14 protein-coding genes and 2 other annotated features (1 of these 16 cut by a window edge) are annotated in these 12,349 nt (G+C 47.3%); all 14 genes read left to right on the top strand.

Annotated elements, in window-relative coordinates; all coding sequences use genetic code 11:
• Positions 1-154 (top strand) — a binding site (T-box leader); it begins 89 nt to the left of the window's first position.
• 44 nt (positions 155-198) lie between these two features.
• The gene (locus GM612_RS03370; protein ID WP_155430983.1) at positions 199-1,239 is read left to right on the top strand and encodes an ABC transporter substrate-binding protein; all 1,041 of its coding nucleotides are present in this window, start codon (positions 199-201) and stop codon (positions 1,237-1,239) included.
• A 310-nt stretch (positions 1,240-1,549) separates the two neighbouring features.
• The gene (locus GM612_RS03365) at positions 1,550-2,557 is read left to right on the top strand and encodes an ABC transporter permease (RefSeq protein ID WP_155430982.1); all 1,008 of its coding nucleotides are present in this window, start codon (positions 1,550-1,552) and stop codon (positions 2,555-2,557) included.
• A gap of 10 nt (positions 2,558-2,567) precedes the next feature.
• Positions 2,568-3,356 carry an ABC transporter ATP-binding protein gene (locus tag GM612_RS03360; RefSeq protein WP_155430981.1) on the top strand — a complete coding sequence of 263 codons (789 nt, stop codon included), beginning with the start codon at positions 2,568-2,570 and terminating at the stop codon, positions 3,354-3,356.
• Positions 3,357-3,413: 57 nt separating this feature from the next.
• Positions 3,414-3,672, top strand: a binding site (T-box leader).
• Positions 3,673-3,725: 53 nt separating this feature from the next.
• The gene (locus GM612_RS03355; protein WP_343031790.1) at positions 3,726-4,868 is read left to right on the top strand and encodes an ATP phosphoribosyltransferase regulatory subunit; all 1,143 of its coding nucleotides are present in this window, start codon (positions 3,726-3,728) and stop codon (positions 4,866-4,868) included.
• On the top strand, positions 4,869-5,507 hold the full coding sequence (gene hisG / locus GM612_RS03350; RefSeq protein ID WP_155430979.1) for an ATP phosphoribosyltransferase: 639 nt from the start codon (positions 4,869-4,871) through the stop codon (positions 5,505-5,507).
• Positions 5,507-6,787, top strand: coding sequence for a histidinol dehydrogenase (gene hisD, locus GM612_RS03345; protein ID WP_155430978.1), 1,281 nt, complete (start codon positions 5,507-5,509; stop codon positions 6,785-6,787). Before hisG ends, hisD begins: the two co-directional genes overlap by 1 nt.
• 12 nt (positions 6,788-6,799) lie before the next feature.
• Entirely contained in the window at positions 6,800-7,384 is a 585-nt protein-coding gene (gene hisB / locus GM612_RS03340) for an imidazoleglycerol-phosphate dehydratase HisB (protein WP_155430977.1), read from the top strand.
• On the top strand, positions 7,384-8,016 hold the full coding sequence (hisH, locus tag GM612_RS03335; protein ID WP_155430976.1) for an imidazole glycerol phosphate synthase subunit HisH: 633 nt from the start codon (positions 7,384-7,386) through the stop codon (positions 8,014-8,016). The genes hisB and hisH overlap by 1 nt, the downstream gene beginning before the upstream one ends.
• Complete coding sequence (gene hisA / locus GM612_RS03330) at positions 7,988-8,716, top strand: 1-(5-phosphoribosyl)-5-[(5-phosphoribosylamino)methylideneamino]imidazole-4-carboxamide isomerase (protein WP_155430975.1); 729 nt, start codon at positions 7,988-7,990, stop codon at positions 8,714-8,716. The genes hisH and hisA overlap by 29 nt, the downstream gene beginning before the upstream one ends.
• Positions 8,706-9,464 carry an imidazole glycerol phosphate synthase subunit HisF gene (gene hisF, locus GM612_RS03325; protein WP_155430974.1) on the top strand — a complete coding sequence of 253 codons (759 nt, stop codon included), beginning with the start codon at positions 8,706-8,708 and terminating at the stop codon, positions 9,462-9,464. Before hisA ends, hisF begins: the two co-directional genes overlap by 11 nt.
• The gene (gene hisI, locus GM612_RS03320; RefSeq protein WP_155430973.1) at positions 9,461-9,787 is read left to right on the top strand and encodes a phosphoribosyl-AMP cyclohydrolase; all 327 of its coding nucleotides are present in this window, start codon (positions 9,461-9,463) and stop codon (positions 9,785-9,787) included. The genes hisF and hisI overlap by 4 nt, the downstream gene beginning before the upstream one ends.
• A 17-nt stretch (positions 9,788-9,804) precedes the next feature.
• On the top strand, positions 9,805-10,125 hold the full coding sequence (gene hisE / locus GM612_RS03315) for a phosphoribosyl-ATP diphosphatase (protein ID WP_155430972.1): 321 nt from the start codon (positions 9,805-9,807) through the stop codon (positions 10,123-10,125).
• Between the two features lie 11 nt (positions 10,126-10,136).
• The gene (hisC, locus tag GM612_RS03310; protein WP_155430971.1) at positions 10,137-11,216 is read left to right on the top strand and encodes a histidinol-phosphate transaminase; all 1,080 of its coding nucleotides are present in this window, start codon (positions 10,137-10,139) and stop codon (positions 11,214-11,216) included.
• Between the two features lie 186 nt (positions 11,217-11,402).
• On the top strand, positions 11,403-12,278 hold the full coding sequence (locus GM612_RS03305) for an AraC family transcriptional regulator (RefSeq protein WP_173021206.1): 876 nt from the start codon (positions 11,403-11,405) through the stop codon (positions 12,276-12,278).
• Positions 12,279-12,349 lie beyond the last annotated feature (71 nt).

Raw genomic sequence — 12,349 nt, 5'->3', positions numbered from 1 at the left:
GTCTTGGAGTCATTCACTGGTGAACGATTAGCCAGCGACGGGTTCGCCCGTTATAGCGCAGGGGTATTTTAATGATAATTGAAGTACTCTCTGAGGAGTAAATCGTGAGGTTTACTCGATTTAAAGGTGGTAACGCGACTAGGTCGTCCTTGTATTTTTATACGGGACGGTCTTTTATATTGAGGGAGGTTTTGGGTTATGAAGTTTAGAAGGTTATTTTTTAGTTTGGTCGGCGTCTTCGCCTTAGTTGGTGTTTTAGCGGGCTGTGGCAGTAATTCGGCAAATAAGGGGACCAGCACTTATAAATACGGTTCGATCACCGTACCTGCCAAAGATGGCTCCGTATGTAATGCACCAAACTACATCGCGTACGAAAAGGGCTTTTTTAAGCAAAACGGTATCAAGGCTAAGTTGGTAGCTAACCCACGTGATATCAGTGATCTGGAGGCCGGATTTGCCAGTGGTAAGTACGACGCCCAAAACGGTGATTTCCAATATCTGCCAGCAATTCAAAATGGTGCTCAAATCAAAGCGGCCGGTGGTATTCACCAAGGCTGCATTAAGTTACTCGTACCGAAGAATTCAAAGATCAATAACGTTAAGGATCTAAGGGGTAAGACCATCGGCATTCCAGCTCAAGGCTCAACCCCGCAGTACGTGACTTCAATTGCTTTGCAGCATGCTGGTATCGACCCCAAAAAGGACGTGACTTGGAAGGTTTACAGTACTGATCTGTTAGCTAAAGCTGCTCAAAAGGGTGAGGTTGACGCCATTGGGACCGTTGATCCATACGCGTACCAGGCTCAAAAGCAAAATGGCTTTAAGACCATTATTGATAATAACAATGCTTCAGGAAATGCTAAACAGGCTGCCATGGGCATGAAGAAACAGGGCTCATGCTGCTATCTGTACATTTCAAACAAGTTGATCAATAACGACACACCGAAGGCTAAGGCCATTGTTAAGTCCTATCAAGAAGCGGCTGAATGGATCAACAAGCACCCAGAACAAACGGCTAAGATCGAACTGAGCAAAGGCTACGTTTCTAAGACGAAGTTCATCAATGTTAAAAACGTTTCAGAAATTTTACGCACTGAACGCTTCCATTTGAATCTGAAGAAGGGTAAGTCGGACTTGAGTTACTACATTCAACAGCTTAAAGAAGCTGGTTATCTGAAGAAGAATACCAACAACAAGCAACTTTTGAAGCAGGCTTATTGGAATCCGAAGATGAATTAGGAGCTGGCGTTAGATGATTGAAAATCCCGGTTGGAGGTTACGGCTGTTGATTTGGGATCTGTAAAATTGTCGTCGTTTAGACTGGTTAGACTGTTGTACCAGCAATGGGCGCCACACTTTGCATTAGGTACTCACTGTCTATGCTGGTGGGAATTTGACCCAAGTGATCGGGCAGTTAGCCTCGCCACTAATCAGAACGGTCTAACCAGTTTTACGCAGTAAGGTCCAGTCTGCGAGACAGCCGGATGAGTGAATGATCAAGGCGTTAGAAGACGCTTGAATTAAATTTAAAAGAAAAAGGGGAACGCGTATGCAAGCGTCAGGTAAACAGGAACGAAAATTGCTCCAGCAACATGAGCGTGAGCGGAAGTATTGGAAGAAATGGTCGGTCGGCTGGAACGTCTTCAGTGTGGTAACGCTCGTTGTGGCCTACCTTGAAAACGCACTGTTAGCTACTCGAGAAACCGTGGATAATACGTATTACCACTGGTTTTTGATCGCCTATATTGCCTACCTAGTCATTGTGTACGTGGTTGGTCAGGTGACGCATGGTGGCGTCCGAAGTTACAGCGGTCACTTTGCGCAACTGAATAGCTCGATTGGGATTCTGCTGATCGTGCAGGATCTGATCACCGAAAAATTTGCCATTATGGAACTGCCATTTTTCGTCAGTTTTGCGCAGATTCTTCAGCAGATCCACGAAGATGCCAAGTTACTCTGGGAGTCGACCTTGTCCTCATTAGGGCTATGGGCGATCAGCTTTGTTGTTGGGACGTTGATCGGTGTTGTTTTAGGTCTCTTGATGGGTCGCTACCGGCAGTTTAATTACTGGGCTTTCCCGTATTTGAAGGTCATTGGTATTATTCCAGCTGCTGCGTGGATGCCATTGACAATGGTGATCTTTCCAACTAGTTACTTGGCGGAGATCTTCCTAATTGCCTTTTCCGTTTGGTTTCCCGTCGCCTTCATGACAATTGGCGGTGTTCAAGGCATTTCCAAGGATTACTTTGAATCAGCGAAGACCCTTGGGTTTAGTGAGGCTCAAATTGTTCGAAAAATTGTGATTCCTGGTGCTTTACCAAGTATTTTTATCGGAATCTTCACTGCGATGGGTCTCTCGTTTACAATGCTGGTGATTTCGGAAATGATTGGCGCCAAAGTCGGGCTTGGTTGGTATATCAACTGGGCCAAAGGGGTCGGCAACTACACGCAGGTTTACGCTGCCATCGTGATCATGGCGTTGCTGTTCTCAATTATCTTTGCCATTTTCAGCAAGGTTCAAGCACGGCTGTTGCGCTGGCGCGAGAATGGCAATTAGGAGGTAGATTATGAGTTTACTTGAAGTCAATAACGTCAACCGAGTGCTGACCGATAATAATGGTGCCCAGGTCAACGTTTTACAAAACATTAATTTTGATGTTCAACAGAGTGAATTTGTTTCACTGATTGGACCTTCTGGTTGCGGCAAAACGACGCTGCTACGGCTGATTTCTGGTTTGGATCGTCCGGAAGGCGGCACCGTTAAAGTCAAGGATGAGCTCGTCACAAAACCAGACGCATCACGCGGCTACGTTTTTCAACACGGCAGTCTATTTCCGTGGGAGACGATTCGCGACAATATTGCGGCTGGTCTACGGGTGACGCAAGGCCGGCATTTTGACAAACAATTGGTTGATCGCTACATTGCGCTCATGGGTCTGCAAGGCTTTGAATCGGCATTTCCGCACCAGGTTTCCGGTGGGATGGCACAACGAGCGGCCCTAGCACGGTCGATCATCATGCACCCAGAACTCTTGTTGCTGGATGAACCAATGGGTGCCTTAGATGCCTTTACCCGTGCAGACATTCAAAATGTGATCTACCGGGTTTGGCAACAAACCAAGACGACGATGATTTTAGTCACCCATGATATCGATGAAGCCGTCTATTTGTCGCAACGGATCATTGTGATGACGCCGCGACCAGGTCAGATTAAGCAAATTGTCACTAATCCGCTGCCTTATCCACGTCAGCGAACTTCAGATGATTTTTTAAAGTTTCGGCAAACGATTCAAGACCTGCTGGACTTTGGGTCTCACGACCAATTAGTAACTGATAGTAAAGAAAAGGCCAAATAAAGTATTGACAAATTAAAATTTGGTGGTAACTTATAAGCATACATTAAAACTTAATGACAAAAAGTTGTGATTAGAATAAGTAACTGGGATCTAACGTGAAGCGAGCTCGGGATGATGGAAACCGGGTGGTTGGACCAGTGAAACACCTCTATGAACTGATCGGCTGAACTAAGTAGGCCGCTCCGCATGTTTAGCGTTATCAGGGTTACCGTAACTGTTCTCAGTGTGGACTGACGACTAGTTATTGGCAACGTAAGGTCGGCATCGTGAGGTGTCGATGCATTTGAGGTGGAACCGCGATCATATCGCCCTCGCAAACTATCAAGTTAGTTTGCGAGGGCTTTTTTTGTTAGAAAGGAGCAGCTAATGATCAAAAATCGAAATTTGCCAAGTGGCACCCGGGATGAATTTGGCCCCCGTGCCGCCGTCAAGGAGACCATTTCCGCACAGCTGATGGCGATCTTTAAACGGCGCGGTTTTGCGAAATTAACAACGCCAATTCTTGAATACGCGGACGTGTTTAAGCCGCTGAATCTTGATAATTATCGACCCTACCAATTATTAGACGAACAGGGGGAGGCACTGGTGCTGCGACCAGACCTAACGTTGCCCGTTGCGCGGATGATGAGTACCACTGGCGTTGAGTTACCGGCGAAATGGTATTACAGCGGCGATGTATTTAGAGTTAAGAAGCAGCTTTCCGGCAGTTACAATCAACTGACGCAAGCGGGCATCGAGTTGGTGGGCTACGGTAGTTTGAAGGGCGAGTGGGAGTGCTTAACGATTGCGCTTGCTGGCTGTTCAGCGACCGGCGTTGATGAAATGACGTTGGAGTTGAGTGACGCTCGGTTTGTGAACACTGTGCTAGCAGCGTTGCCAGTCTCTGAGACTACCGACAGTGCTTTGAAACAAGCGCTGTTTGATAAGGACCTCACCACTTATAACCACATTGCCCAGTTGATGGCTGATACAGACTTCGGCAGTTTCTTAGAGGAATGGCCATGGCTGTTTGGTGATTTTGACACCGTGATGGCAGTGGTTCAGCGGTTGCCAAAGATTCCTAAATTGCAGCCAGTGATTGATGATCTGATCGCCACAAATGCATTTATCAATCGTTTAGCTCCCAACCAAAAAGTCGTTCTCGACTTGAGCATTCCTTCACCCCAGCAGTACTACACGGGGATGGCCTTTCGGGGATATACCCAAAACGCTTCGGACTACTTGTTTAGTGGCGGTCGCTACGATGATCTGCTGACGAGTTTCCAGCAGGTGAAGGAACCGGCAGTTGGTTTAGCATTCGATGTTGACGCGTTAGCTGACCGGGCACCGACGCCAAGTTCGCCGCCGCAGACGCTGATCTATTTTCAGCCCAGTCAGTGGCAGGCTGCGGAAGCCAAACTAGCTGCCACGCCAAACAGTACGCTGTGTCTGGCTGATAGTTTGGGAGAGGCCCAACGGATTGCGGTCAGTACTAATAAACAGTTATTAGATTTAACGAAAGCGGGTGCTTAAATGGCCATTAAAATTGCGTTGACAAAGGGACGTGTGGAAGAGCAGGTGGTGCCGTTGCTGGAAGCTAGCGGCATCGACTGCAGCGGTATTCGTAACAAGGGACGCCGGTTGATTTTCGATGAGGATCCGGTTTACGAAACGATTCTCGTGAAGGGGCCGGACGTTTTGACCTACCTCAACAACGGTTCAGTCCATCTGGGGATCGTTGGTAGTGACATCCTGGAAGAACAGAACAATACCCAGTATGCGATGCTCGACTTAGGGGTTGGCAGATGCCGTTTCGTCCTAGCTTCCACCAGTCAGTTCGATCCGCAGCAAGTTCGCCGAAAGATCATTGCGACTAAGTACCCGAACATCACCAAGCGTTATTTTCAAAGTATCGGTGAAGACGTTGAAATTATCCGCATTGAAGGATCCGTTGAACTGGCACCGTTAATTGGCCTGGCTGATGCAATTGTGGATATTACTGAGACCGGCACGACGCTTCGTGAAAATAACCTGCACGTATATGCCGAACTGCAACCAGTCAGTACCAAGCTGGTCGTTAACCGGCTAGCGGTAAAACAGTACCAAACTGAAATTCGAACCTTGATCAGTAACTTGAAGAACGCACAAACCAAATTAGGAGTGAATGCATAATGAAAATTTTAAAAAACCAGACTTTAGACCAATTACTTGAACAAGTTGACCGTCAAACTGACCAGCAGGCTAACCAGCCAGATGTTGAAGCTACCGTTTCTGACATTATTAGTAACGTCATTAAAAACGGTGACGAAGCTTTGAAGGCCTACAGCCGTAAATTTGATAAGGTGGAGCAGGATAACCTACGCGTGCCACAAGCTGATATTGATGCCGCTTTTGAAGCTGCGGATGATGATCTGATCGATGCGTTGAACCTAGCGAAAGCTAACATCATTAGTTACCACCAAAAGGAAATTCAAAACGGCTTTGTCGACGCCGAACAGCCCGGTGTTGTCAGGGGTGAAAAGATTATGCCGTTAGCAGCGGTTGGTCTGTACGTTCCGGGTGGGACTGCTGCTTACCCATCATCCATTTTAATGAACGTGATTCCGGCAAAACTAGCGGGAGTTGGCAAAATCGTAATGGTGACACCACCGCAAAAGGACGGCATTGGCCAAGCCGTTTTAGCCACTGCTAAGATTGCTGGTATCGATGAAGTCTACCAAGTCGGTGGGGCACAAGCCATTGCCGCCCTAGCATACGGCACTGAAAGCATCCCACGGGTCGATAAGATCACCGGTCCTGGAAACATCTTCGTGGCGATTGCCAAGAAACAGGTCTTTGGTCAGGTCGATATTGATATGATTGCTGGTCCTTCAGAAATCGGCGTGATTGCTGATGATAGTGCGGATGCTAAGAATGTCGCTGCCGACCTGTTGTCACAGGCGGAACACGATAAGCTGGCTCGGCCGATGATGGTTACACCAAGTGAGCAGTTTGCGCAGGCCGTCAGTGATGAGATCGACCGTCAGGTAAAAACTTTGCCGCGGCGTGAAATTGCCAGTGCTTCAGTTGCCAATAAGGGCTTCATCGCTGTCGTGGACAACCTTGATGACGCCTTTACCGTGATGAACGCAATTTCTCCAGAACACTTGGAGATCGAACTGGCGGATGCTGTTCAGTACCTCAATCAAATTAAAAATGCCGGCTCGGTATTTCTCGGCTACAACGCTTCTGAACCAGTGGGTGACTACGTTGCTGGTCCTAACCACATCTTGCCAACTGGCGGTACCGCTCGGTTCTTCTCGCCACTAGGTGTTTCCGACTTCGTTAAACGAATTCAATTTGTTTCGTATTCTAAGTCAGCACTCAAGAAGGAAGAAAAAGCGATCACGACACTGGCTCGTGTTGAAGGCTTGGAAGCACACGCCCGTGCCGTTGAAGCACGGTTCAACTAAGGGGGCAATGGCATGAGAGAAGCAACGATTACGCGCAATACCAATGAAACCCAGATCAAGTTGAGCCTGAACTTAGATAATTACGAAACGATCGACATTGATACTGGTATCGGTTTTTTCGACCACATGCTGAATGCCTTTGCCCGTCACGGTCGCTTTGGCCTAGTCGTCAGAGCAAAGGGTGACTTGAACGTTGATCCGCACCACACCACTGAAGATGTGGGAATTGCTTTAGGGATGGCGTTAAAGCAGGCTTTGGGTGATAAAGTTGGGATCGAACGTTTCGGGTCAGCATTGATCCCTTTGGACGAAACGTTGAGCCGGGTCGTGATTGATTTATCAGGACGCAGCTACTTGGTTTTTAACGCTGAACTCACTAATCCAAAGCTGGGCGATTACGACACGGAAGTAACTGAAGATTTTTTTCAGGCGTTCGCTTTTAACGCCGAAATGAACTTACACGCGGAAGTTTTGTACGGCCGCAATACCCACCACAAGGTCGAAACCCTGTTCAAGGCGCTGGGTCGTGCGCTCCGGGCTGCCGTGACACTGAATCCAGAAATTAAAGGGGTGCCTTCCACCAAGGGAGTGATTTAATGATCGTCATTGTTGATTATGATACCGGGAATACCCGGAACGTGAAAAAGGCGATGGATTACCTGCAGATTCAAAACACCTTATCGGCAGATCCTAGTGCGATCTTGCACGCGGATGGCGTTGTACTGCCTGGTGTCGGTGCGTTCAAAAAAGCCGTTGATGCTTTGAATGAACGCCAGTTGGTGCCGGTACTCAAGCAAGTTGCTCAGCAGCAAACGCCGATATTAGGGATTTGTTTGGGCATGCAGCTACTGTTTGACCGCAGCTTTGAGTTCGGTGAAACGCCTGGTCTTGGCCTGATTCCAGGTGAAGTGGTGGCGATTCCAGATAACTTGGGTGTGAAAGTACCGCATATGGGATGGAATCAAAATCAGGTTACGCAGACTGACCCGATGACCAAGGATTTTGATCAGCAGTCCACCTATTTTGTTCATTCGTTTTACGTGAAAACGGCGGCAAAATACATTTTGGCTCAGGCCGATTACCAAGTGAAAATTCCGAGCATTGTCCGTGACCGCAACGTGATCGGCATGCAGTTCCACCCGGAAAAGAGCGGTCGCGTTGGGCTCAGCCGTCTAGCGGCATTTAAGGAGTTGGTAGAAAATGGAAATTATTCCCGCAATCGATCTTAAAGATCAACAAAGCGTCCGGCTATATCAGGGCGATTTTCAGCAAACAACGCTGATTTCTGCTGATCCGGTGGCACAGGCAGAAGCCATTGAAGCGGCTGGATTGAAACGGATGCACTTAGTTGATCTAGACGGCGCTAAAAGTGGCCGCCCAGTCAACCGAAAACTGATTCAGCAAATTTGTGCCGCCACTAATCTAAAAGTGGAAGTTGGCGGCGGTATTCGAACCTTAGCACAGATCAACAGTTATCTCACCAGTGGCGTTAACCGGGTGATTCTGGGTTCGGTGGCGTTGACTGACCCAAAGCTGGTCCAAGCGGCCATCAAGCAGTTTGGTAATGATCAGATCGTCGTTGGCATTGATGGTAAGGAGGGGAAGGTTGCCATTGCTGGCTGGCTAAAGGAGAGTAACGTCGACATGCAGACTTTGATGGCCTCCATGGTGGCCATTGGTGTGGTGAACTTTATCGTCACTGACATCAGCAAAGATGGCACGTTAAGCGGTCCAAATATCCAGTTACTGAGCGATTTACAAGCGGCCTTTCCCGAAACGGAAGTGATTGCTTCTGGTGGTGTAACCACGGTAGCTGATTTGAAAGGCCTGGCAAATGCAGGTTTGAAGGCTGCCATCGTTGGCCGGGCAATGGCGACTGGCGATTTACCATTAAGAACATTAGCGGAGGTGGCCGAAAATGTTAGCTAAGCGGATTATTCCCTGTCTAGATGTGGATCACGGCCGCGTTAAAAAAGGCGTTAATTTTGTTAATTTAACTGACGTAGGCGACCCTGTGGAAATCGCTGCTGCCTACGAACAGCAAGGTGCTGACGAGCTGGTGTTCCTAGACATCACAGCAACCAATGAAAAACGCCGTGCAATCGTGGACACCATCGAGCAGGTCGCAAGTCAAGTCTTCATGCCACTGACAGTTGGTGGCGGCATCCATAGCGTAGATGATATGCAACGGTTATTAAAGGCTGGTGCGGATAAAGTGGCGGTCAATTCCGCTGCCGTTCAAGACCCTAAGCTGATCACGGCAGGGGCGGAAAAGTTTGGCGCTCAGTGCATCGTTTTAGCCATCGATAGCAAATGGGATTCAGCCTCGCAACGCTACGTGGTTTACGTGAATGGCGGCCGTCAGGCAACTGACCTAGACGTGATTCAGTGGGCTAAGGACGGCGTTGCTGCTGGTGCCGGCGAACTGCTGGTGACTAGCATGGATAAGGATGGTACGAAGAGCGGCTTTGATATTCCGCTGTATCAAGCACTGACAGCAGCGGTTAACGTACCAATCATTGCTTCTGGTGGTTGTGGCAAAGTGGCTGATTTCACCACCGTATTTGACCAAACAGACGTTGATGCTGCGCTGGCCGCTTCGGTATTTCACTTTGGCGAGCTTACCATACCTGACGTTAAACAGACTTTGAAGAAGGCGGGGGTGACCGTGCGATGACGTTAAAACCAGATTTTGCTAAATACCCAAATGGACTTGTGCCAACGATTGTCGTCGATGATCAAACCAATCAGGTGTTGATGATGGCGTACGTCAATGAAGAGAGTTATGCTCGCAGCTTGGCCAGTAAACAGACCTGGTTTTGGTCGCGAAGTCGACAGGAGCTGTGGCATAAGGGTGCCACTAGCGGCAACACGCAAGATATCGTCGCTGTGCAGATCGACTGTGACGAAGATACGTTACTCTTTCGCGTGAATCCCGCTGGACCAGCCTGCCACACTGGGCACACCAGCTGTTTCTATCGCAGTATTGAACTTGACTGAATTATGGAGGCTAAAACATGCAAGATCTCGATGAACTTTACCAATTAATTTTAGACCGTAAAAATAACCCTAAAGAGGGGTCGTACACTGATTATTTATTTACCAAAGGCTTGGATAAAATTCTGAAAAAGGTGGGCGAGGAATCCACGGAAGTCGTTGTTGCTGCCAAAAACGACAGCGATGATGAATTCGTTTATGAAGTCGCTGACCTGGCTTATCACGTCTTAGTGCTGATGGTTGACCGCGGTATTAGCGTTGATCAAGTCAAGCGCGAATTGGCAGAACGTGAAGGCTTGATGAGTAAAACTAAAGAGCGTCGCGATATCAAAGATTTGTAGGGGGCGTGCGAATGGTCAAGCAAACAGTTAAAAGCCTAAAGCCTTACGTGCCTGAAAAAACGTTGAGTGCTCTGAAAAAGGAACGCGGACTGATGAAACTAGTCAGGCTCTCAGCTAATGAGAATGCTTGGGGGACGTCTCCCAAAGTGGCGCAAGCAATTATGGACTGGGGCGTATCGGGTGCTAACCGCTATCCGGACAGTGATGTTTCCAGCTTAAGAACAGCCGTAGCAAAAGGGTTAGGAGTCCTACCAGAAAGCTTAGTTTTTGGTGATGGTCTTGATGAAATTATTGAGCTTTTATCACGGACACTGCTTTCTGCTGGTGATGAAGTCATTTTGACCAAGCCGACCTTTTCTGAATATGCCCTGCACGCAGAAATTGAAGGGGCTAAACTGGTGGATGTCCCAGTCGATGAGCAGGGCGCGACAGACTTAAAGCAAATGGCTGCAGCAGTCACGCCGAAAACCGCGATGATCTGGCTGTGCAATCCCAATAATCCCACCGGCGCTTACCTGACGTCGCAAGCGATTGAAGCGCTGTTGGCAAAGATTCCGACCAGCGTCTACCTGGTTGTTGACGAAGCCTACATTGATTTTGTGACGGAAGAGGCATCACCATCAGTAGTTGATTTGGTAGCAAAATACAGTAACTTGGTTGTGCTGCGAACCTTTTCAAAGGTTTACGGGCTAGCTAACTTCCGAGTTGGTTTCGCCGTTGTTTCAACAGAGTTGGCAAGTATCTTACAGACAGTTCGTCTACCGTATAATCTCAGCACGTTTGCCGAAATTGCGGCGACGGCGGCCTATAGTGATCAGGCCTTTGTGAAGGATATTGTCAAAAAAGTAGCGGTGGAACGCAACAAGTGGCAGGAATTCCTAACCGAAATGAAGATTCGTTTTTATCCCTCGCAGGCTAACTTTTTGTTTATTAATATAAATAATGCGTCTGAATTAAGCGATTATTTATTAAATCAAGGCTACTTAATTCGGACCGGGTTAGGCCAAAATTGGTTGCGAATTACCATCGGTAAGCCAAGTGATAACAAGGCTGTACAAGACTTTATTAGGAAATTTATAAAACAAGACTAAACTGAAAAAGTGTTATTAATCCCATTATTTATTGGAGTTAATAACACTTTTTGTTGTTATAACGCATGTGATATTGTTAAAATAGAATTAGGAATAGAAATATGACATGATAGGCTATCGGCATCTTTGTGATATGATTAAGCTGGATTATATAAATGATAGCGAATGTTGTTAGGAGGAACGACCATGGCACAAACTGCATATCTTTCGCTATCTTGCCTGCCACTACCGACTTTTATTGAAGGTCGCCGGGTTGAACTTGAACCTGATGGCAGTAAGATGAACCAAGTTCATTTAGAATACTTCGTGTTTGTATTTGTCCGTAAAGGGCAGCTCACGATGGTTCAGGACGGTGACGAACAAACCGTTAACGAAAACGATCTTTACATTATGACCCCGGGGCATCACAAATACATGTGGTGGGCAAAAAAGGAGTCGGTTGAACTAGACTGGATCTACGGTTACGTGGCAGGAGACTGGCACGTTCAGTCGTCGTTGACGCCAGCTAAGAACGCAATGAAGACGATCATGCTGCACCCGCCAGTACCCATTCAGACGTTGTTTTTGATGCAGCACAGACCAATCAATAACACTGGTTTAGTGTATCCCTTGGTGGATCAATTGGTATCAAAGGAGCTAAACTGTGATTCTAAGCAGTTCTTTGAGGCTCAGCAAACGTATATTAAGCTGTTGGCTTGCTTACAGGCTCAGGATAATGCAAAGAATGAATTAACGCAGTTGTCATTGGCAATCCAGCAGTATTTAAAGAAAAACTTCAACAAGAAAATTACTGCCTCTACGCTCAGTGAACACTTCAACCAACGACCGAACTATCTGGTTCGGGTCCTGCGGCAAACGATTGGCTTGTCACCAGCAGAATTCCTGATGCAATACCGGATGGAAGAAGCAGCTAGATGGTTGCTAAACACCGACTCGTCAGTGGAAGATATCGCGCTGAACGTTGGTTTTCAAAACATTTATTATTTCTCAACTTCGTTTAAGAAGTACACCGGAGTTGCGCCGACAAAGTATCGGGCGAGTGTTAAGCGGGATGGAGAATGACAATTTTAGGCAGAATTTATAAATAAAACGCCGATAGGTTTTCAGCTTATCGGTGTTTTGTTATTGTATGA

The organism is Secundilactobacillus folii, from assembly GCF_009720675.1.
Lineage (GTDB): Bacteria > Bacillota > Bacilli > Lactobacillales > Lactobacillaceae > Secundilactobacillus > Secundilactobacillus folii.
Note: the sequence above shows the minus strand (reverse complement) of the source record. Positions and strands in the feature narration are given on the sequence as shown.

What these genes read in the sequence shown, in the direction of transcription:
- GM612_RS03370 (WP_155430983.1), top strand. Translation starts at nt 199, where the DNA reads ATGAAGTTTAGAAGGTTATTTTTTAGTTTGGTCGGCGTCTTCGCCTTA.
- GM612_RS03365 (WP_155430982.1), top strand. Translation starts at nt 1,550, where the DNA reads ATGCAAGCGTCAGGTAAACAGGAACGAAAATTGCTCCAGCAACATGAG.
- GM612_RS03360 (WP_155430981.1), top strand. Translation starts at nt 2,568, where the DNA reads ATGAGTTTACTTGAAGTCAATAACGTCAACCGAGTGCTGACCGATAAT.
- hisG (WP_155430979.1), top strand. Translation starts at nt 4,869, where the DNA reads ATGGCCATTAAAATTGCGTTGACAAAGGGACGTGTGGAAGAGCAGGTG.
- hisD (WP_155430978.1), top strand. Translation starts at nt 5,507, where the DNA reads ATGAAAATTTTAAAAAACCAGACTTTAGACCAATTACTTGAACAAGTT.
- hisB (WP_155430977.1), top strand. Translation starts at nt 6,800, where the DNA reads ATGAGAGAAGCAACGATTACGCGCAATACCAATGAAACCCAGATCAAG.
- hisH (WP_155430976.1), top strand. Translation starts at nt 7,384, where the DNA reads ATGATCGTCATTGTTGATTATGATACCGGGAATACCCGGAACGTGAAA.
- hisA (WP_155430975.1), top strand. Translation starts at nt 7,988, where the DNA reads ATGGAAATTATTCCCGCAATCGATCTTAAAGATCAACAAAGCGTCCGG.
- hisF (WP_155430974.1), top strand. Translation starts at nt 8,706, where the DNA reads ATGTTAGCTAAGCGGATTATTCCCTGTCTAGATGTGGATCACGGCCGC.
- hisI (WP_155430973.1), top strand. Translation starts at nt 9,461, where the DNA reads ATGACGTTAAAACCAGATTTTGCTAAATACCCAAATGGACTTGTGCCA.
- hisE (WP_155430972.1), top strand. Translation starts at nt 9,805, where the DNA reads ATGCAAGATCTCGATGAACTTTACCAATTAATTTTAGACCGTAAAAAT.
- hisC (WP_155430971.1), top strand. Translation starts at nt 10,137, where the DNA reads ATGGTCAAGCAAACAGTTAAAAGCCTAAAGCCTTACGTGCCTGAAAAA.
- GM612_RS03305 (WP_173021206.1), top strand. Translation starts at nt 11,403, where the DNA reads ATGGCACAAACTGCATATCTTTCGCTATCTTGCCTGCCACTACCGACT.